At 72.9% G+C, this 19736-nt stretch carries 21 protein-coding genes and 1 pseudogene; 16 read left to right on the forward strand and 6 right to left on the reverse strand.

Features of this window, described 5'->3' with window-relative positions:
• The first annotated feature begins 39 nt into the window (after window positions 1-39).
• The 4 genes from GA0070213_RS06730 to GA0070213_RS06745 all read left to right on the forward strand — a co-directional run bounded on the left by GA0070213_RS06730 (window position 40) and on the right by GA0070213_RS06745 (window position 2731).
• Window positions 40-924 carry a hypothetical protein gene (locus tag GA0070213_RS06730; RefSeq protein WP_091059097.1) on the forward strand — a complete coding sequence of 295 codons (885 nt, stop codon included), beginning with the start codon at window positions 40-42 and terminating at the stop codon, window positions 922-924.
• Window positions 921-1292: a GntR family transcriptional regulator gene (locus GA0070213_RS06735; protein WP_091059101.1), complete on the forward strand. Its 372-nt coding sequence runs from the start codon at window positions 921-923 to the stop codon at window positions 1290-1292. Before GA0070213_RS06730 ends, GA0070213_RS06735 begins: the two co-directional genes overlap by 4 nt.
• 113 nt (window positions 1293-1405) lie before the next feature.
• On the forward strand, window positions 1406-1966 hold the full coding sequence (locus GA0070213_RS06740; protein ID WP_091059104.1) for a GNAT family N-acetyltransferase: 561 nt from the start codon (window positions 1406-1408) through the stop codon (window positions 1964-1966).
• A gap of 138 nt (window positions 1967-2104) precedes the next feature.
• On the forward strand, window positions 2105-2731 hold the full coding sequence (locus tag GA0070213_RS06745) for a hypothetical protein (RefSeq protein WP_217628593.1): 627 nt from the start codon (window positions 2105-2107) through the stop codon (window positions 2729-2731).
• 49 nt (window positions 2732-2780) lie between these two features.
• Here the strand turns inward: GA0070213_RS06745 and GA0070213_RS06750 are convergent, their stop codons facing one another.
• The 3 genes from GA0070213_RS06750 to GA0070213_RS06760 all read right to left on the reverse strand — a co-directional run bounded on the left by GA0070213_RS06750 (window position 2781) and on the right by GA0070213_RS06760 (window position 4927).
• Complete coding sequence (locus GA0070213_RS06750; protein WP_091059108.1) at window positions 2781-3266, reverse strand: roadblock/LC7 domain-containing protein; 486 nt, start codon at window positions 3264-3266, stop codon at window positions 2781-2783.
• Window positions 3263-3634, reverse strand: coding sequence for a hypothetical protein (locus GA0070213_RS06755; RefSeq protein WP_091059111.1), 372 nt, complete (start codon window positions 3632-3634; stop codon window positions 3263-3265). Before GA0070213_RS06755 ends, GA0070213_RS06750 begins: the two co-directional genes overlap by 4 nt.
• Window positions 3635-3853: 219 nt before the next feature.
• Window positions 3854-4927 carry a DNA glycosylase AlkZ-like family protein gene (locus GA0070213_RS06760; protein WP_091059114.1) on the reverse strand — a complete coding sequence of 358 codons (1074 nt, stop codon included), beginning with the start codon at window positions 4925-4927 and terminating at the stop codon, window positions 3854-3856.
• A gap of 50 nt (window positions 4928-4977) precedes the next feature.
• Between GA0070213_RS06760 and GA0070213_RS06765 the strand changes: the two genes are divergently transcribed.
• From GA0070213_RS06765 to npdG, 6 genes are all read left to right on the forward strand, one after another.
• Window positions 4978-5310, forward strand: a complete 333-nt coding sequence (locus GA0070213_RS06765; RefSeq protein ID WP_091059118.1) for a PadR family transcriptional regulator — start codon at window positions 4978-4980, stop codon at window positions 5308-5310.
• Window positions 5304-6266: a hypothetical protein gene (locus tag GA0070213_RS06770; RefSeq protein ID WP_245716286.1), complete on the forward strand. Its 963-nt coding sequence runs from the start codon at window positions 5304-5306 to the stop codon at window positions 6264-6266. The genes GA0070213_RS06765 and GA0070213_RS06770 overlap by 7 nt, the downstream gene beginning before the upstream one ends.
• A 168-nt stretch (window positions 6267-6434) precedes the next feature.
• Window positions 6435-6638 carry a hypothetical protein gene (locus GA0070213_RS06775; RefSeq protein WP_091060091.1) on the forward strand — a complete coding sequence of 68 codons (204 nt, stop codon included), beginning with the start codon at window positions 6435-6437 and terminating at the stop codon, window positions 6636-6638.
• Window positions 6639-6715: 77 nt separating this feature from the next.
• A complete protein-coding gene (locus GA0070213_RS06780) occupies window positions 6716-7489 on the forward strand; it encodes a histone (protein ID WP_091059121.1) in 774 nt (257 codons plus the stop codon).
• 106 nt (window positions 7490-7595) lie between these two features.
• Window positions 7596-9032, forward strand: coding sequence for an RNB domain-containing ribonuclease (locus tag GA0070213_RS06785; protein ID WP_091059124.1), 1437 nt, complete (start codon window positions 7596-7598; stop codon window positions 9030-9032).
• A gap of 67 nt (window positions 9033-9099) precedes the next feature.
• A complete protein-coding gene (npdG, locus tag GA0070213_RS06790) occupies window positions 9100-9798 on the forward strand; it encodes an NADPH-dependent F420 reductase (protein ID WP_091059126.1) in 699 nt (232 codons plus the stop codon).
• A 103-nt stretch (window positions 9799-9901) separates the two neighbouring features.
• Here npdG and panB read toward each other — a convergent pair whose 3' ends face one another.
• On the reverse strand, window positions 9902-10747 hold the full coding sequence (gene panB / locus GA0070213_RS06795) for a 3-methyl-2-oxobutanoate hydroxymethyltransferase (protein ID WP_091059130.1): 846 nt from the start codon (window positions 10745-10747) through the stop codon (window positions 9902-9904).
• A gap of 118 nt (window positions 10748-10865) precedes the next feature.
• Window positions 10866-12626 carry an NAD+ synthase gene (locus GA0070213_RS06800; RefSeq protein ID WP_091059134.1) on the reverse strand — a complete coding sequence of 587 codons (1761 nt, stop codon included), beginning with the start codon at window positions 12624-12626 and terminating at the stop codon, window positions 10866-10868.
• Between the two features lie 207 nt (window positions 12627-12833).
• On the opposite strand from GA0070213_RS06800, the gene glnA reads away from it, so the two are divergent.
• The 6 genes and pseudogenes from glnA to GA0070213_RS06825 all read left to right on the forward strand — a co-directional run bounded on the left by glnA (window position 12834) and on the right by GA0070213_RS06825 (window position 19115).
• Window positions 12834-14183: a type I glutamate--ammonia ligase gene (gene glnA, locus GA0070213_RS06805; RefSeq protein WP_091059137.1), complete on the forward strand. Its 1350-nt coding sequence runs from the start codon at window positions 12834-12836 to the stop codon at window positions 14181-14183.
• 81 nt (window positions 14184-14264) lie between these two features.
• A complete protein-coding gene (locus tag GA0070213_RS06810) occupies window positions 14265-14690 on the forward strand; it encodes a DUF350 domain-containing protein (RefSeq protein WP_091059141.1) in 426 nt (141 codons plus the stop codon).
• Window positions 14691-14769: 79 nt separating this feature from the next.
• Window positions 14770-14847 (forward strand): annotated as a pseudogene (locus GA0070213_RS32065) (transcriptional regulator); the annotation flags it as partial.
• Window positions 14848-14968: 121 nt separating this feature from the next.
• Complete coding sequence (locus GA0070213_RS32070; RefSeq protein ID WP_245716287.1) at window positions 14969-15415, forward strand: helix-turn-helix transcriptional regulator; 447 nt, start codon at window positions 14969-14971, stop codon at window positions 15413-15415.
• 95 nt (window positions 15416-15510) lie between these two features.
• Entirely contained in the window at window positions 15511-15882 is a 372-nt protein-coding gene (locus GA0070213_RS06820) for a VOC family protein (protein ID WP_091059144.1), read from the forward strand.
• Window positions 15883-16085: 203 nt separating this feature from the next.
• Window positions 16086-19115 carry a carbohydrate binding domain-containing protein gene (locus tag GA0070213_RS06825; RefSeq protein WP_091059147.1) on the forward strand — a complete coding sequence of 1010 codons (3030 nt, stop codon included), beginning with the start codon at window positions 16086-16088 and terminating at the stop codon, window positions 19113-19115.
• A 64-nt stretch (window positions 19116-19179) separates the two neighbouring features.
• On the opposite strand, the gene GA0070213_RS06830 is transcribed toward GA0070213_RS06825, so the two are convergent.
• Entirely contained in the window at window positions 19180-19626 is a 447-nt protein-coding gene (locus GA0070213_RS06830; protein WP_091059151.1) for a hypothetical protein, read from the reverse strand.
• Between the last annotated feature and the right edge of the window lie 110 nt (window positions 19627-19736).

Here is a 19736-nt window from a genome sequence, read left to right on the forward strand (position 1 = left end):
ATTGTTGTGTCGAGCGACTGACACAAGCGGAGGGGTCTCATGGGCGGCTTCCCGATCATCGTGACCGTGTTGTATCTCGTGGTCAGTGCGGTCGCCGTGACCGTGTCGTGGTGGCGGGCCCGGTCGGCCCGCCACGCGCTGGACGGGGTGCACCAGGAGGCGGTCCGTCGCACCACGAGGTGGCGGTGGACGGGAGTGATCGTCGGCATGGCGTTGGGTGCCGGAACGGCGGCATCGGACCCGCTCGAGCTGGGAGCGCTGCTGGCTGCGCCGGTTTTCGGGCTGTCCGTCCTGGTGAGTGTGCTGGTCAGCGAGTCTAGGGTGGCTCCGCCGAGGGGTGCGACGCGAAGCGCGGCCGTGGAGGTCCGCACCGTCGGGGACTACCTTCCGCGCCGCCTCAGCGGGGCGGTAGCCGTCGCGGCTGCTGGGCTGGCGGCGCTGCTGGCCGTCACGACCGCCAGCGGCGGCCCGGACGACTTCGGGAATCCTGGACGGGCGTTGAAGCTGCACTGTCCTCCCACGACCTCCGAGGGGCACGGCCCGTGGCCGGGGTCGTTCTACTCGATTCCGCTTGCCGTCCTCGTGCTACTCGGCCTGGTCACCGCGTATGTCGTGCTTCGCAGCATCGTTCGCCGGCCGCGGCTGGGCAGTACCGCCGATCTGATCCGGGTGGACGACCTGTTGCGCCGTCGCGCCGCGCGGGCAGTCGCCGGCGCCGGCGGAATCCTGGTGGGCCTCCCGCTCGCCGGGGTCTGCGCGACTGCCGCGTGGACACTGCTGGCGACGGCGTGCGGCCCGGCCTGGGGCAAGCCGGTGGGCTGGTTCCTGCTCGCCGTGCTGCCCGCGGTGATCGCCTTCACCGCCTGGTGCACCACCGCCGTCCTCGTCCCCGAGAAGCCCGCCGCGCACGAGGCCGCGGCATGACCGGGCGGCCGACCCTGACCGTTTCGACCGACGACCCGACGCCCCCGTACGAACAACTGCGCCGGCAGCTCTCGGATCTGATCGAGTACGGGGTGCTCGGGCCCGGGGAGCGACTGCCGCCGCTGCGCCAACTCGCCTCCGATCTGGGATTGGCGGTCGGAACGGTGGCCCGGGCATACCGGGAACTGGAGGTCGCCGGGCTGATCATCTCCCGACGCGGCGGGGGAACCCGTGTCGCTGTCAACCCCCGCCGCGCGTCCGAGGAGGTTCTCCACGAACGTGCTGCCATCTTCGTCCGGGACGCACGTCTGCTCGGCGCGGACGACGAGGAGATCAAGTCGGCCGTCACGCGCGCGCTCGGACGGTGACCTCGCCGGCAGCGAGGCGGAGCCGTGCGGTGGAGGGTTCCGCCCTGCTCCTGGCGAACCGGTGCGGGTTATTTCACTTGTCGGCCCGGCGACGTGCCTCCTACCGTCCCGCCATGATTCTTCGGGAGGAACAGACCCGCGACCGGGACCGTGTCGGCGCGCTGCACCGTGAGGCGTTCGGGCGCGAGCACGGCGAGGTCGTGGCACGCCTGGTGGACGACCTGCGTCGCGACGATCCCGGTGTCCTGTCGCTGGTGGCCGAGGAGCCGGACCAGATCGTCGGGCATGTCATGGTGAGCCGGTGCCGGCTGGACGCGCCCCGGCGGCTCGTCGACGTGGTGTCGCTGAGCCCGCTCGGCGTCGCCCCGCGTTGGCAACGCCGCGGCGTCGGTTCGGCGCTCGTCCGGCGTGGCCTCCAGGAGCTTGACGTACGAGGGGTGCCGCTGGTCTTCCTCGAGGGCGATCCCCGGTACTACTCCCGGCTCGGCTTCGTCCCGGCGGTCGCTCAGGGCTTCCGCAAGCCGTCCCTGCGCATCCCCGACGTCGCCTTCCAGGTGGTCAGGCTGTCGGCGTACGAGCCGTGGATGACCGGGACGTTCGTCTACTCGGACACGTTCTGGCGGCACGACTGCGTCGGTCTGCGGGACCCGGATCCCGAAAACCGATCATATTGACGGATCTCGGTCTTTATGGATACCGATGGCGATTGGTGGTCATAACGTGTCCGTGGCCGGGCATCCGCCCCGCCACGCCGGCCCGAGCCGGCGAGCGCTGGCGGTCGGAGGTGATCGACCCGGCGAAGGGAGGGCATCATGAGATTCCGGATCAGGACTGTCGGGGCGGGGCTCGCCGTGGTCGCGGCCAGCACGCTCGTCGCTTCGGGTGTGGTGAGGAATCCCGCCGGCGCGGATGGCCGCAGCTTCTCGTTCACGATGGTCCGTTCGCAGGGCGCCGAGGCGGCCGACTGTCTGCCGAACGCCCGCGCCGTGGTGCGGGTCCACCCGCAGGGGCCCAACGAGATCCTGACCATCCGGGCCGTCGGCCTGCCGCCGCGGACCAACTTCGACCTGTTCGTCCTGCAGGTGCCCGACGCGCCGTTCGGGGTGTCGTGGTACCAGAGCGACATGCGGTCCAACCAGCACGGCCTCGCCCGGGCGACGGTGGTCGGACGCTTCAACGTCGAGACGTTCGCCGTCGCGCCGGGCAGCCAGCCCGCGCCGAACACCCACAGTGGCGTCGACGCGACGGTCAACCCGGCGTTCGCCCCGATCCACACCTACCACCTGGGCTTCTGGTTCAACTCGCCGCAGGAGGCGGTGGCGGCCGGCTGCCCGGCGAACCCCACCCCGTTCAACGGTGACCACACCGCGGGCATCCAGGCGATGAGCACCCGCAACTATCCGAGCCTGGCCGGCCCACTGAGCCAGGTCGGTTCCTGATCCACGACCGGTCGCGGCGGCCTCTCCAGGCCACCGCGACCGGCCCGGGTCAAGACGTGGTCGGGGTGACGCCGTCGAGCAGGTCGGCGAGGCGGGCGGCGGTGTCCGGGGCGTGCAGGTGCAGGCGAGCCACGTTGATGCTGTCCGTGCCGACCACGGCGAGCAGCGCCTGCCGGCTCACCGCGTAGACGCTGAGGTAGCCGTTCGCGTTGCGGACCGTGGACTGCTGGAAGTCGCCCTGGCCCAGCCGGAACCCGACCTGGCGGCCCAGCCCGAACATGGTCGCCGCCAGTGCCGCCAGGTCGTCCGGGCTGGCGTCGTTCTGCAGGTTGTGTGTGATGAGCAGGCCGTCGACGCCGCCGAGCACGCAGCCGTGCACCCCGGGGATCTGCAGCCGCAACGCGGACAGTTCCTGCCCGATGGCCGGGTAGGGCAGCGCCGGGTTGCCGGCCAACGAGGGCGGCAGCTTGCGCGGCGGGGGCAGGGTGCCGGCCCCGGCCGGCGTACGGCGGGGGAGCTTGTCCACCCGGCTCACAGCTCCAGGCTCTCCTCGATCGCGCGCAGTTGGTGCCGGGCCATCGCCAGGTTGGCCCGGCTCTTGCTCACCATCAGGTAGAGGAACAGGCCCTTGCCGGTGCGGTTGCTCAGCGGCCGGATCAGGTGGTACTGGCTGCCCAGCGTGATGAGGATGTCCTCGATCTCGTCGTCGAGCTTCAGCATCTCGATGGTGCGCAGCTTGGCCCGGACCACGTCGGTGTTGCCGGCGGCGGCGACGGTCAGGTCGATCTCGCCGGTGCCGCCGGCCACACCGAGCGTCATGCCACTGGTGTAGTCGACGAGCGCGGCGCCGATCGCGCCGTCGATGCTCATCGCGCTCTTCAACGCGACGTCGAGGTTGCCCACGGTGTTCTCCCCAGGGGTCGTCCGGGTGGGCCGGTCGCCGCTCGGGGTGTCGTGCGGGCTGACAGCCGGCGCCTCCCGCGAATATGCTCCGTCGAGGCTTGCACAGCAATGTGCAGCCTGCACGTTGGCGGCCGGTGATCCACCTGGGTGGCTCGCCCGCCCGTCCGTCGGTCCCGTAAGTGGGACTCGTCGGTCGATGGTCGATCGTGGAGCAGCCTGCTAGGCGGGTCCGGCCGGGAGGCGGATGTCGCGCAGGCCCGACCACGACGCGAGCGCGGCCAGTTCCCCGTGCACGGCGGCGGTCAGCTCCGGGGTGAGCGGCACGTCCGGGTGGATGGCGTCGACCCGCAGCACCGACGCCCTGCGGTCGACGGTCGCGTCGACCTTGCCGACCAGCCGGTCGTGGTGCAGCACGGGCAGGGCGAAGTAACCCCACCGCCGCCGTGCCTTCGGCACGTACATCTCCAGCCGGTAGTCGAAGTCGAACAGCTCCCGGGCTCGGACGCGGTCGTGCACCAGCCGGTCGAACGGGGAGAGCAACGCGGTGCGGCCGGCGAACGGCGTGCCGTCGAGCGCGGCGGGATCGACGCGCCAGCGTCCGGTCGTACCCTCGATCTCCGCCGGCTCGCCGGCGTCGCCCACCACTGTCGGTCGGGCGACGCCGAGCGAGCGCAGCAGCCGCTCGGCCCGCAGCCGGCGTGCCTCGTCCGCCGGGACCGCCGCGGTGGCCGGGTAGACCCGTTCGGCGAGGTCCCAGACCCGTTGGCGGCCCACTCGCCCGGCGACCGCGATCTCGCCGCGGGCGGCGAGGAACTCCAGCATCTGGGTGACGTTGCGGTTGTTCGTCCAGCCGGTGGACGGCCACGGCACCACGCTGCGGTCCTCGATGTCCCGGCTGAGCCGGGGCCCGGCATCGCGCAGCGCGTCCAGCACGTAACGGTGGAAGCCGGCGTTGGCGGCCAGCCAGTCGCGTCGCCGGGCATCCGTCGGCCAGGCGGACATCTCCGGGCGGTGCAGGCCCAGGTCCGCCATGGGCCGGATCATGGCCCGGTGCTCGAAGAGGCTGCGCTCCCGTTCCAGGGCCCGGACCAGGTCGTCGGGCCGGTAGCCGGCGCCGAGGCGGGTCCAGGCGACCAGGTCGGCGTTGGGTGCGACCGCCGCGGTCGGATCGATCTGGAGGAAGGTCAGCCGGTCCACCACCGCCCGAAGGTCGGTCGGCCGGTGCGCGTCCAGCAACTGGGCGCGTACGGCGACGCGGCGGGCGACGACACGGTCGAGGCGGTGCGGGGTCATGTGGGGAAGGTTAGCCGCCACCCTATGTAGAGATACGATATAGTGAGGCGGTGCGACTGACCATTCCGGTGGTGAAGGTGCTCTCGGCGTTGCTCGCCGAGCCCGACGCGCCGCGCTACGGCCTCGACCTGATGCGACTCACCGGCCTGCCCAGCGGGACGCTCTATCCGGTGCTGCACCGCCTCCAGGCCGCGGCCTGGCTCGCCGCCGACTGGGAGGACGTCGACCCGGTCGCCGCCGGCCGGCCGGCCCGTCGCTACTACCGCCTCACCGGCGAGGGGATCCGCGCCGGCCGGCTGGCCCTGGCCGAACTGCGCGCCCTCGCACCCGCGGAACGGCCCCACCAGGGTGGCGCCGGCGCGACCGGGGCGGCGGCGTGGTGACCGGACGAGTGGCCGCGTTCCTGCTGCGCGTGGCGGTGCGCCGCTGGCCGGCCGAGCTGCGGGCCGAACTGGCCCGGGAGTGGGCCGCCGAGCTGCACGAGCTGACCCGGACCGGGCGGCGGTGGACGATGCTCCGCTTCGCCGCCAGCCTGGCGACCAGCCGGGCGGCCACGGCGGCGGACCGCGCTCCGGTGCCCGGCCGGCTGTGGCGTACCGCCGGGGTGTTGCTGCTCGCGCCGCCGGCCTGCGTCGCGGTCATCGTGGTCGCCGCCGTGGTGATGAACCTGGCCTACGGGTGGCTGTCCTTCGGCGTGCTGTGGGCCACGGCGGCGCAACTGCCGATCTGGTCCCTGGTCGCGGCCGGGCTCGGGGTGCTGCTCGCGCTCGTCGTCACCCGGGCCGCACGCCGGACCGTACGCGTCGGGGCGTTGCCCACCGCGCTCGGCGTGGTCCTGCCGATCGCCGCGACGCTCGCCGTGGTGCTCGGCTGGTTCGCCGGCCGAGCGGAGAGCGGTGTGGCGGAGATGGTGCCCGGGCTCCTGCTCTGGCTGGCGTTGCTGGTGCCGGCCCTCTGGGGGGCCGGGGCGCTGGCCCGCCGAGGGCGGACGCGGGCGGCCTGGCTGGTCGGGCTGCTGGGCGCGCTGGTCGCCGCCGATGCGGCGGTGGTGCTCACGGTGGTCTCCACCATCCCGGCGACCGCGTCGTCCACCGAGCTGCCGCCGGACTCGGTGGACCGGATCTCCGCGCCGCTGTGGCTGTTCACCTGCCTGACCGACTGGTCGTTCGGGCTGCCCCGCCCGACGGAGTGGGAACGGTTCCTGATCACCGACCAGGTGCTGGTCGAGCCGATGTTCTACGTGGCCTGCACGCCCTACGCGGTGGCGTACGCCATCGCGGTGGCCCGTCCGGCGCGGGCCGCCGCGCCGGCTGCGGATCCCGCGCCGGTGTCCGCCTGAGGCACCCGTCGTCGGCCCGACCGACCGGCTGGACGGCCGCCCGGCCCCCTCGCGGCTCTTCCTCCATTCCCCGTCGGAACCGCCCCGAACAGGTCTAATGTGGAGAGGGCGGCGACTATTTGTGGCGTTCCGGTGGCGGCCGGGCGATTCCCGGTGCACAGTGATCGCATGAGCGACGACGGAAGTGGTGGGCACTACTACTGGTGCACGCGACACCACCGGGTCGAGACCGATGCCGACGTGTGTCCCGCGAAGCACGTTCTCGGACCGTATTCCTCGGCCGCCGACGCGGAGAACGCCCTGCAGAAGGTGCAGGAGCGGAACGAAGCGTGGGATGCCGAGGACGCCCGTTGGGCCGGGGAGGGCCGATAGAACGACGCGGGACGGACCGCGTCGAGGTGATCCGTGCTCCGCGAGGGCGGCAGCACGTCCCCAGAAAGGGAACCGAGATGGCCGTAGCACAGCAGGCCACCCGCCCGGCCGCGAAACGGACGACCGCGAAGAGGACCACCGCGGGCAGGACGACGACGGTCACCAAGGCGTCGCCGAACGCCTCGGGCGCCGGCGCCGGACGGACGCCGGCCAGGAAGGCGGTCGCGAAGAAGGCGGCCGCCAAGAAGGTCGTGTCGGCGGCGCGCAAGGCGCCGGCCTCCAGGACCACCGCCAAGAGCGCGCCCGCCAAGAAGGCCACCGCGAAGAAGACGGCGGCGAAGAAGGCCCCGGCCAAGAAGGCGACGGCGGCGAAGAAGACCACTGCGGCGAAGAAGACGGCGGCGGCGGCGAAGAGGACCACCGCGGCCAAGAAGACCACCGCCGCGAGGAAGACCACGGCCGCCCGTAAGACCACGACCGCCCGCGCGACCACCGCGGCGGCGAAGAAGACCACGGCGGCGAAGAAGACCACGGCGGCGAAGAAGACGACGGCGGCCAAGAAGGCACCGGCGAAGAAGACCACCGGGGCCCGCAAGGTCACCTCGGCGGCGAAGAAGACCACCGCCAGGAAGACCACGGCCGCGAAGAAGGCGCCGGCGAAGAAGGCGACCGGCTCGACGCGTCCCGCGGCCCGGAAGGCGGCGGCCAAGAAGGCGCCCGCGCGCAAGGCCACCACCGCGCGTAAGACCACCGCCGCGAAGAAGACCACGGCGGCCAAGAAGGCACCGGCCCGCAAGACCACCACCGCCCGCAAGACCACCGCGCGCAAGGCGGCGGCCCGCCGCGCCTGAGCGGTAAGGAGGGGCCCCGCTCGACGCATCCGGTCGAGCAGGGGCCCCTTTCTGACACCGCCGCGCCGGTGAGCGGAACGTGCGGAGCACTGTCAGGATTGACCGCGTGGTGATCCGACGCGTACTGGCGCCCCGCATCGACTTCGGCGCGCTGCGCCGCGAGCTGGGACTGCCCGAGAGCTTCCCGGCCGCGGCGCAGCGCGAGGCCGACACCGCGGCCGCCGCGCCGCTGCCGGCCGTCCCCGACCGGACCGACATCCCGTTCGTCACCGTCGACCCGGCGACCTCCCGCGACCTCGACCAGGCGATGCACCTCACCCGCCGGCCCGGCGGCGGCTACCGCGTCCGGTACGCGATCGCGGACGTGCTCACCCACGTACCCCCGGGGGGTGAGCTGGAGGCCGAGACGTGGCGGCGCGGCCAGACGGTCTACCTGCCCGACGGCAACGTGCCGCTGCACCCGCACACGCTCAGCGAGGGCGCGGCCAGCCTGTTGCCCGACGTCGACCGGGCCGCCGTGCTCTGGACCATCGACCTGGACGCCGACGGCGGCACCGTCGCGGTCGCCCTGGAACGGGCCCGGGTACGCAGCCGCGCCAAGCTCGACTACGGCGGGGTGCAACGCGACGCCGACGCCGGCCGCCTGCCCGAGCCGATCGCCCTGCTGCCCGAGATCGGCGCGCTGCTCACCACCCGTGGGCTGAGCCGGGGCGCGATCAACCTGCCGCTGCCCGAGCAGGACGTCGAGCCCGACGGCGACGGGTGGCGGCTGGTGCTGCGTGGTCCCGGCCCGATGGAGGAGCACAACGCCCAGATCTCGCTGCTCACCGGCATGGCCGCCGCCGACATCATGCTCGCCGGCCGGATCGGCCTGCTGCGCACCATGCCCCGCCCCCGCCCGGAGGCGGTCGAGAAGCTGCGGCTGGCCGCCGGCCCGCTCGGCGTGCCGTGGCCGGAGGGCACCTCGGTCGGTCAGGTGCTCGCCGGGCTGGACGCGTCGCAGCCCCGCGCCGCCGCCTTCGTCGACCAGGCCGCCGAGCTGATGCGCGGGGCCGCGTACACCGCCTTCGACGGCGCGGTGCCCGAGCAGCCCGAGCACGGCGGGGTGGCCGCCGCGTACGCGCACGTCACCGCGCCGCTGCGCCGGCTCGCCGACCGCTACGCCACCGAGGCCTGCCTGGCCCTGCACGAGGGGCGGGAGGTGCCCGCGCACGTCCGGGAGGCGTTGCCGAAGCTGCCGGAGGTGATGGCGACGACCGACCGGACCGCGGGGGCGGCCACCCGAGGCGCGATCGAGCTGGCCGAGGCGGTGCTGCTGGCGCACCGGGTGGGGGAGACCTTCGAGGCGGCGGTGCTGGACGTGGACGAGCCCCGACCGGCCGGCAACGGCCGGGCCGGTCGGCCACCCGGCGGCACGGTCGCGCTCGACGAGCCGCCGGTACGGGCCCGCTGCACCGGTGAGCTGCCGCTCGGCGAGCGCGTCCGGGTCCGGCTGACGGTCGCCGACCCGTCCGAACGCAAGGTCGCTTTCGAGCGCGCCTGACCGGGCGCGGGGATTGTCACAGCGCCTCGACGCGCCGTGCCAGGGCGGGTTTTGCGAGGATGACGGCATGGCTTACGACGCGACCACGCTGCCCGACATCTCCGGGCTGACCGTCGGCATCATCGGTGGCACGGGCGACCAGGGGCGGGGTCTCGCCTACCGGTTCGCCCGGGCCGGGCAGACCGTGCTGATCGGCTCCCGCGCCGCCGACCGGGCCGCCGAGGCCGCCGCCGAGATCGCCGCGCTGCCGGGCGTACCGGCCGACGCCCCGGTCTCCGGCGCCGGCAACGACGAGGTCGCCCGCCGCAGCGACGTGGTGATCGTCGCGGTGCCGTGGGACGGGCACGAGGCCACGGTCGCCGCGCTCGCCGGGCCGCTGGCCGGCAAGATCGTCGTGGACTGCGTGAACCCGCTGGGCTTCGACAAGCAGGGCCCGTACGCGTTGACGGTGGCCGAGGGCAGCGCCGTGCAGCAGGCTGCCGCGCTGCTGCCCGACTCCCGGGTCTGCGCCGCCTTCAACCACGTCAGCGCGCCACTGCTGGCCGACCCGGAGGTCGACCGGATCGACCTCGACGTGCTGATCTGCACCGAGGACCGGGAACTCGTCGGCGTCGTCGCCGCGCTGGCCGCCCGGATCCCCGGAATGCGCGGCATCTACGCCGGCCGGCTGCGTAACGCCCACCAGATCGAGGCGTTCACCGCGAACCTGATCGCGATCAACAAGCGCTACAAGGCGCACGCCGGCATCCGGGTCACCGATCTCTGAGCGCCCCGCCCCGCGGTTAGGCGGGGGCCCCGCTTAACAGTCGGGTGTTAAGCGGGGGCCCCGCCTCTACCGAATGCGTTAAGCGGGGCCCCCGCCTTACCTCTCAGAAGGTGTGCTCGGCGGCGGGGAACTCGCCACCGCGCACCTCGTCGGCGAACCGGCGGGTGGCGTCGGTCAGCGCGCCGGCCAGGTCGGCGTAGCGCTTGACGAAACGCGGCGCCCGGCCGGTGCGCAGCCCGGCCATGTCCTGCCAGACCAGCACCTGCCCGTCGGTGTCCGGCCCGGCGCCGATGCCGACGGTGGGGATGGCCAGCTCGCCGGTGACCCGCTTGGCCACCTCGCCGGGCACCATCTCCAGCACCACCGCGAACGCGCCCGCCTCGGCCACCGCCCGGGCGTCGGCGAGCACCTCCTCGGCGGTGTCGCCGCGGCCCTGCACCCGGTAGCCGCCGAGCGTGTGCTCGCTCTGCGGGGTGAAGCCGATGTGCGCCATCACCGGGATGCCGGCGCCGACGATCGCCTCGATCTGGGCGGCGCAGCGCCGGCCGCCCTCCAGCTTGACGGCGTGGCAGCCGCCCTCCTTCATGAACCGCACCGCGGTTCGCAGCGCCTGCGCCGGCCCCTCCTCGTACGAGCCGAACGGCAGGTCGCCGACGACGAGTGCGTGCTTCGTGGCCCGCACTACGGCGCGGACCAGCGGCAGCAGCTCCTCGGCGGTCACCGGCAGCGTGGTCTCGTAGCCGAAGACGTTGTTCGCGGCCGAGTCGCCGACCAGCAGCACCGGGATGCCCGCCTGGTCGAAGATCGAGGCGGTGTACTGGTCGTACGAGGTGAGCATGGCCCACCGCTCGCCGCGCTCCTTGGCGGCGATCAGGTCGCGGGTGCGGATCCGCCGGGTGGCCGGCCCGCCGTACAGGGCGGTCACCTCGGTCGGGGTGGACTCCACCATGACAATCTCCCTTCCTCGAGGCCGCGCACGCGGTCCCCGGGTTCCCCGCGATCGTCGCACCGGGGGGCCGGCCGCCGGCAGGTCGGAGTGGAGGAATTCACTCCCGGTCGAGGCTCGCTCAGCCGTCCTCGCGCCAGCGGTTGGTGATCGGCAGCCGCCGGTCCCGGCCGAACGCCTTCATGGAGATCTTGGTGCCGGGTGCGGACTGCCGCCGCTTGTACTCGGCGGTATCCACCATCCGCAGCACCTTGTCGACGACCGCCGGGTCGTGGCCGGACTCGACCAGGCCGTCGCGGCCCAGGTCGCCGTCGACGTAGCCGATCAGGATCGGGTCGAGCACGTCGTAGTCGGGGAGGGTGTCGCTGTCGAGCTGGCCGGGGCTCAGCTCGGCCGACGGCGGCTTGCCGATCGAGTTCTCCGGGATCGGCGGCGTCTCGCCGCGCCGGGCCGCGTCCGCGTTGCGCCACTTCGCCAGCCGCCACACCAGCGTCTTCCAGACGTCCTTGACCGGGTTGTAGCCGCCCACCGAGTCGCCGTAGAGCGTCGAGTAGCCCACCGCCAGCTCGCTCTTGTTGCCGGTGGTCAGCACCAGGTGGCCCTCCTGGTTCGACAGCGCCATCAGGATCACGCCGCGGACCCGGGCCTGGAGGTTCTCCACCGCCACGCCGGAGAGCGACATGTTGGCCAGGAACGTGTCGACCATCGGCTGGATCGGCTCGATCCGGTAGTCCAGCCCGGTGCGCTTGGCCAGGTCCTCGGCGTCGGTGCGGGAGTGCTCGGAGGAGTGCTGGCTGGGCATCGAGACGCCGACCACCCGCTGCGGGCCGAGCGCGTCCACCGCGAGGGCCGCCGCCACCGCCGAGTCGATGCCGCCGGAGAGCCCGAGCACCACCGACGGGAAGCGGTTCTTGTCGGCGTAGTCGCGCAGGCCCAGCACCAGCGCCTGCCACACCTCGGCCTCGTCGGCGACCGGCTCGATGATCCCGCCGGTCGCGGCCGGGCCGGTGGGCGCCGGCGGGACCGCCGGCACCTCGTGGCGGACCAGCCGCATCCCGTCGGCCAGGTCGGTGGCGCCGCCGGTCGTCTCCGGCGCCGCCGGCAGCTCCACGTCGTGCACCAGCAGGTGCTCGACGAACTGCGGGGCCCGGGCCAGCAACGTGCCGTCGGCGGCGACGATCAGCGAGTCGCCGTCGTAGACCAGCTCGTCCTGGCCGCCGACCATGTTCACGTACGCGATCGCGGCGCCCGCCTCGGCGGCGCGCCGGCGCACCAGCGGCAGCCGGGCGTCGTCCTTGTTCAGCTCGTACGGCGAGCCGTTGATGCTGAGCACCAGCCCCACGCCGGCCTGCCGGGCCACCGCGAACGGGCCGCCGGCCTGCCACAGGTCCTCGCAGATGGTCAGCGCCACGTCGACCCCGCCGACGCGCACCACGGTCAGCGTGTCCCCCGGGACGAAGTAGCGGTCCTCGTCGAACACCCCGTAGTTGGGCAGGTGGTGCTTGAAGTAGGTGGCCACCACCTCGCCGCGGTGCAGCAGCGCGGCCGCGTTGCGGGCCCCCCGGCCCGGTTCGGCGTCGGCGCTGACCTGCGGCGGCCCGTCCGCGTCCAGGTAGCCCACCAGGACCGGCAGGTCGCCGAGGCCGTCGCCGGCCAGGTCGGCGGCGAGCCGGTGCAGCGCGGCCCGGGACGCGGCGACGAACGACCGGCGGAAGACCAGGTCCTCGACCGGGTAGCCGGTCACCATCAGCTCGGGGAAGAGGGCGAGCTGGGCGCCGGAGTCGGCGGCCTTGCGGGTCCACGCGCGGACCCGCTCGGCGTTGCCGGTGAGGTCGCCGACCGTCGGGTTGACCTGGCACAGGGCGAGACGCAGGGTGGGCATGTCCCCATCTTCCCCCAGCCGTCGCGCCCGAATCCGGCCGGTCGCGGGAGACGCCCGCCACCCGCCGGCGGCGTCCCCCGGGGCGGGACACGGCAGGACGACCCGCCGGGGAAGGGCGTAACGTCGGCGTAACGAGGCCGGTGGAGACTGAGCGGTCAGCCGGTCCGGCCCGACCGGTGCAGGACGTACGTGTCACGAGGGGTGGATGTGGACCGTCAGCAGGAGTTCGTCCTCCGTACGCTGGAGGAGCGGGACATCCGTTTCGTCCGGCTGTGGTTCACCGACGTGCTCGGCACGCTGAAGAGCGTCTCGGTGGCCCCGGCGGAACTGGAGGCGGCCTTCGAGGAGGGCATCGGCTTCGACGGCTCGGCGATCGAGGGCTTCGCCCGGGTCTTCGAGTCGGACATGGTGGCCATGCCCGACCCGACCACGTTCCAGGTGTTCCCGTTCGAGGGAGGGGTGAGCGGCGAGAGCGCCCGGATGTTCTGCGACATCCTGCTGCCCGACGGCAGCCCCTCCTGGGCCGACCCGCGGCACGTGCTGCGCCGGATGCTGTCCCGCGCCGCCGACAAGGGCTTCACCTTCTACACCCACCCGGAGATCGAGTTCTTCCTGCTTGAGAACGGTCCGCAGGACGGCTCGGTGCCGGTGCCGGTGGACACCGGCGGCTACTTCGAGCACACCACGCACGCGGTGGCGCGCGACTTCCGCCGCCAGGCGGTGCTGGCGCTGGAGCGGATCGGCATCTCGGTGGAGTTCAGCCACCACGAGGTCGCCCCCGGTCAGCAGGAGATCGACCTGCGCTACGCCGACGCGCTCACCACCGCCGACAACATCATGACGTTCCGGCACGTGGTGAAGGAGGTGGCGCTCTCCACCGGGGTGCAGGCCAGCTTCATGCCGAAGCCGTTCACCGACCAGCCGGGCAGCGGCATGCACACCCACCTGTCGCTGTTCGAGGGGGAGCGCAACGCGTTCCACGACGCCGGCGACCCGATGAAGCTGTCCAAGGTCGCCAAGTCGTTCATCGCCGGGCTGCTCACCCACGCCCGGGAATACACCGCGGTGACCAACCAGTGGGTCAACTCCTACAAGCGGCTCTTCCCGCAGGCGCTGCCGGACCGGATCACCGAGAGCCCGGCGTACGTCTGCTGGGGTCACCTGAACCGGTCCGCGCTGGTCCGCGTGCCCGCCTACGGCAAGCCGAACTCGGCCCGGGTCGAGGTCCGGTCGCTGGACTCGGCGACCAACCCCTACCTGGCGTTCGCGGTCATGCTCGGCGCCGGCCTGAAGGGCATCGAGGAGGGCTACGAGCTGCCCCCGGGCGCCGAGGACGACGTCTGGTCGCTGAGCAGCGCCGAGCGCCGCGCCATGGGCTACGAGGCGCTGCCGGAGAACCTCTCCGAGGCGATCGACGTGATGGCCGGCTCGGAGCTGGTCGCCGACGTGCTCGGCGAGCACGTCTTCGACTTCTTCCTGCGCAACAAGCGGGCCGAGTGGGAGCAGTACCGCCGCGAGGTCACCCCCTACGAGCGGCAGCACTACCTCTCGCTCTAGATCACGCTGGCGCGGTGCCGCTATCGTCTGCGGCACCGCCCGCGCACCCGCGCCCGGGCGAGCGGAGCCGGGAGGGCGTTCGTGCTGGGAGACCTGCTCAACGGGGCGTGGCAGAGCATCGTGTTCGGGGTGGTCGGGGTGGCGCTGATGGCCGCCGGCTTCCTGCTCGTCGACCTGCTCACCCCCGGCAAGCTGCGGGAGCTGATCTGGACGCGCCGCAACGGCAACGCCGCGCTGCTGCTCGCCGCCAACCAGCTCGGCATCGCCGGCATCGTCTTCACCGCGGTGCTGACCAGCTACAGCTCGTTCACCAAGGGGCTGGCCTCCACGGTGATCTTCGGGCTGGTCGGCCTGCTGGTGATGGCGCTGGCCTTCTTCGTGCTGGACCTGCTCACCCCGGGCCGGCTGGGCGACGTCATCGCCGCCGACGAGCCGCACCCGGCGGCCCGGGTCAGCGCCGCCACCCACTTCGGCGCCGCGCTGATCGTCTGCGCCTGCATCGCCTGAGGCGTCGTACCCCCGGCCTAGGGTGCGTGGGGTGAACCGCACCGATCGTCTCTACGCCCTGGTCGAGGAGCTGCGGGCGGTGTCGCCGCGCCCGCGCAGCGCGAGCTGGCTGGCCCGGCGCTTCGAGGTCAGCACCCGCACCGTCGAGCGCGACATCACCGCGCTCCAGGGCGCCGGCGTGCCGATCTGGGCCGAGCCGGGCCGCACCGGCGGCTACGTCGTCGACCGGGCCCGCACGCTGCCGCCGGTCAACCTCACCCCCCGCCGAGGCGGTGGCGATGGCGGTGGCGCTGCACCGCCTCGGTGGCTCACCGTTCGCCCCGGCGGCCGGCGCCGCGCTGCGCAAGCTGGTCGCGGTGATGCCGCCGCCCGCGGTGGCCGAGGCGCACCGGCTCGCCGGCCGGGTGCACCTGGTGGGCGACGGGCCGGGCACGCCCGTCCCGGCCGCCGTCGCCGACGCGGTCGCCGCCGGGCGGGTGCTGCGCCTGCGGTACGCCGACCGCGGCGGCGCCGATTCGGCACGCGACGTGGAGCCGCTGGCCTACCTGGGCAATGCGACGCACTGGTACCTGGTCGCCTGGTGCCGGCTGCGCGACGGGGTGCGCTGCTTCCGCACCGACCGGATCCGATCGGTGCGTTCGCTGGCCGAGCCGGTGACCCGGGAGCTGCGTCCGGAGGACTTCGACATCCCGCAGCACCGGCTGCGCCCGCTCAGCCTGGTCTGATCCGGGTGGAAACACCGACAGGACGCTGTCGGCGGCACCCCCGAGGCTGGATCCTGACGACGTCGGCCGACCGGCCGGCGCGGCGAGGAGGCAGCATGTCCAGCACGCCCGTGACCTGGTTCGAGATCGGCTCCGACCGTCCCGACGAGGCGCAGCGGTTCTACGCCGAGCTGTTCGGCTGGAGCTTCGAGGAGCAGGGCGGCCCCGGTAACTCGTACCGGCAGACCGCGGCCGGTGGCGAGTCGGGGATCGGCGGCGCGATCCGGGGCACCGACTCGGCCGCCGACAACTACGCGATCTTCTACGCGCAGGTGCCGGACGTGGCGGAGACCTGCCGGCGGGCCGAGGCGGTCGGCGGCACGGTGGTGGCGAAGCCGGTGACCGCGCCGAGCGGCCTGGTGCACGCGCGGCTGCGCGACCCGTCCGGCAACCTGCTCGGCGTCTTCACCCCGCCGGCCGGCGGCTGAGCGCTCCTTGCTCCCGGCTCGGTGGCGGAGCCGGGAGCAAGGTGTTGCGGGGGATGCAAGGGGTTGCGCATATCGTCGATTGTGAACCTCTGGTTTCCGGGGATTGAAGCTGGTAACTTCCTGGCACCATGCGTCGCAAGTTCTTGCAACGCCTTCATCCCCTTGCGTCCGCCGGAGCGGGCCAGGGTGTCAGGAGAGCCGCCATGAGGGGCAGGACCACCACCACCCGTCGCCGGTGGGGCGCGCTCGCGCTCGCCACCGGCGTGCTCGCCGCGCTGCTGCCGTTCACCGCCGCCGCGGCGGCCAACACCGTCACCGTCTTCTACCAGCCCCCGGCCGCCTGGGGTGCCTCGGTGAACATCCACTACGGCGTGGACGGGCAGGCCTGGACCGCCGTGCCCGGCGTGCCGATGGACACCGCCTGCGCCGGCTGGCGCCGCCGGACCATCGACCTCGGCGCCGCCACCGGCCTCCAGGTCGTCTTCACCAACGGCAGCGGCGTCTGGGACAACAACAACGGCGCCAACTACCGCCTCGGCGCCGGCACGGTCACCGTCGCCGCCGGCCGGATCGGCACCGGCGACCCGTGCGCGACCGCCACCCCGTCGCCGACCCCGTCCGCCACCACCAGCCCCTCGCCGTCGCCGTCCGGCACCGCCGGGAACACCGCCGAGGTCTGGTACCACCTCACGCCGCGCGGTTGGAGCGCCGCGAACCTGCACTACCGGCCCACCGGTGGCGCCTGGACCACCGCGCCGGGCGTCGCCATGGAGACGCGCTGCGCCGGCTGGGCCCGCCGGATCGTCGACCTCGGCGCGGCCACCGGGCTCACCGCGGCGTTCAACAACACCGCCGGCACCTGGGACAACAACGGCGGCGCCGACTACACCCTGGGCGTCGGGCGCAGCGTCGTCGACAACGGCCGGGTCACCGCCGCCGCCGCCGACCCGTGCGCGCCGACCGTCCCGGACACCACGCCGCCCTCCACGCCGGGCGGTCTCACCGCCGTCGCCGACGGGCTGGCGGTCACCCTGAGCTGGACCGCCGCCACCGACGACCGGGGCGTGACCGGGTACGAGCTGACCCGCACCGGCGGTGCCGGGAGCACCACGGTCACCAGCACCACCACCCGGTACGTGGCGTACGACCTGCGGCCCGCCACGGCGTACACCTGGAGCGTGCGGGCGCTCGACGCGGCCGGCAACCGGTCGGCGGCGAGCGCGCCGGCGTCCGCGACCACCGGCGCCGCGCCGGCCGGCGGCGCTCCACTCGGCGGTGACCCGCGCGAGGACAGCATCTACTTCGTGATGACCGCCCGGTTCGCCGACGGTGACCCGGCCAACGACCGGGGCGGCAGCCAGCATGTGAGCTCCGGCAACGCCGCCAACGGCGACCCGATGTTCCGGGGCGACTTCAAGGGGCTCGTCGACAAGCTCGACTACGTCAAGGCGCTCGGGTTCTCGGCCATCTGGATCACGCCGGTGGTGCTGAACCGCTCCGACTACGACTACCACGGTTACCACGGGTGGGACTTCTACCGCGTCGATCCGCGGCTGGAGAGCGCCGGTGCGTCCTACCAGGACCTGATCAACGCGGCGCACGCCAAGGGCATCAAGATCTTCCAGGACGTGGTCTACAACCACAGCTCCCGCTGGGGCGCCAAGGGCCTCTTCACCCCCACCGTCTACGGGACCCGCGACGAGCAGTGGAAGTGGTACTACGACCAGCCGCAGGCCGGCCGGGAGTACGACCCGATGGTCGAGGCCACCGGCACCGACCCGGCGCTCACCCCGGCGCAGAACGCCAAGGCCAAGGGCCGGCCGTACAACGGCGACGTGTGGTCGTCCGCCGCGCCCACCGGCAACACGTGCCTGAACTGGGGTACGCCGACCGGCGGGCGCAGCGCCGAGGGATATTCGCTCTACAACTGTCAGTGGCCCACCCCGACCAGCAAACTCTTCCCCGCCGACAGGTACCACCAGTGCTGGATCGGCAACTGGGAGGGCGAGGACGCGCGCAGTTGCTGGCTGCACGAGGACCTGGCGGACTTCAACACCGAGAACGCTGCCGTGCAGGAGTACCTGATCAACGCGTACAACCGGTTCATCGACATGGGGGTGGACGGCTTCCGGATCGACACCGCCGTGCACATCCCCCGGGTCACCTGGAACCGGCGCTTCCTGCCCGCCATCCAGCAGCACGCCGTGTCCCGGTTCGGCGCGAAGGGCAAGGACTTCTACGTCTTCGGCGAGGTCGCCGCGTTCGTCAACGACAAGTGGAACCGCGGCTCGGTCAACCACTCCGCCCAGTTCTTCACCTGGAAGGAACGCAAGGAGTACAGCCCCGACGACGTGCGGGCCGCGATCGAGCAGTACGACTACGAGCAACTGCTCGGCCCCGCCGGTCAGCCCACCACCGACAACGCGTTTCTGCGCGGCAACGCGTACCACGCGCCGGACCACTCGATGTCCTCCGGCATGAACGTGATCGACATGCGGATGCACATGAACTTCTCCGACGCCGGCAACGCCTTCGGCAACGGGAAGGACTCCGACGACAGCTACAACGACGCCACCTACAACGTGGTCTACGTCGACAGCCACGACTACGGGCCGAACAAGTCCTCGACCCGCTACACCGGTGGCACCGACGCGTGGGCGGAGAACATGAGCCTGATGTGGACGTTCCGCGGCATCCCGACGCTCTACTACGGCTCCGAGATCGAGTTCCAGAAAGGTGCCCGGATCGACTGCGGGCCCACCTGCCCGCTCGCCACCACCGGCCGCGCCTACTACGGCGACCACCTGGCCGGCACCGTCACCGCCGCCGACTTCGGGGTGGTCGGCTCCGCCGGCGGGGCGGTGGCCACCACGCTGGCCCAGCCGCTGGTCAAGCACGTGCAGCGGCTCAACCTGATCCGCCGGGCCGTGCCGGCGCTGCAGAAGGGGCAGTACTCGACCGACGGCGTGAGCGGCGCGATGGCGTACAAGCGGCGCTTCACCGAGGGCGAGGTGGACAGCTTCGCGCTGGTCACCGTCTCCGGCGGGGCCACGTTCCGGGGCGTGCCGAACGGCCGGTACGTCGACGCCGTCACCGGCGACGTGCGCGCGGTCACCGACGGCACGTTGACCGCCTCGGTCAGCGGCAAGGGCAACCTGCGCGTCTACGTGTTCGACCTGCCCGGCAACCCCGCGCCGGGGAAGATCGGCGCGGACGGCCCGTACCTGCGCTGACCGCCGGCGGGTGTTAAGCGGGGCCCCCTCCTATGCCGAAAGCGTTAAGAGGGGGCCCCGCCTTTCACTTGTGCCAGCTGCGGTGGCCCATGCCGCCGGGGCCGGGGAACACGCCGGACTCGGCGGCCTTGAGCACCGCGTCGGCCTGCTCCTGGGTCAGCTTGCCGTCCTTGACGGCCTGGTCGAGCCGCTCCTTCAAGGCGGCCTGCCGGTCCTGCGCCGACGGCGGGGTGGGTCGCTCCGGCCGGTCGCCCTGGCGCTGCTCACGCAGCTTCTCCAGCGCGGCGGTGACCTTGTCGGCCGGCACGCCCAGCTCCTTGGCGAGCGCGTCGGCGAACTCGGCCTGCCGGTCGGCGTGCCGCTGCTGGCGGTCGCCGCCCTGGTCGGTGCTCGCGCTGGCGCCCGGGCCCTTGTCGTCCGCGAGCGCCACCGTCGGGGCGGCGATCCCGACGCCGAGTACCCCGGCGGCGGCCAGGCCGACCAGCAGGCGCTTCCTCGTCGTGCGGATCATGCGGATCTCCTTTTCGGTGGTGGTGCGATGACGTCACCGACAGTGACCGCTGGAGCTGGGGGCAACCCATGGCGAACCTGTCAGCGAGCTGGCAATCCGGCCCGAGGATC

This window comes from Micromonospora humi (assembly GCF_900090105.1).
Taxonomy (GTDB): Bacteria; Actinomycetota; Actinomycetes; order Mycobacteriales; family Micromonosporaceae; genus Micromonospora; species Micromonospora humi.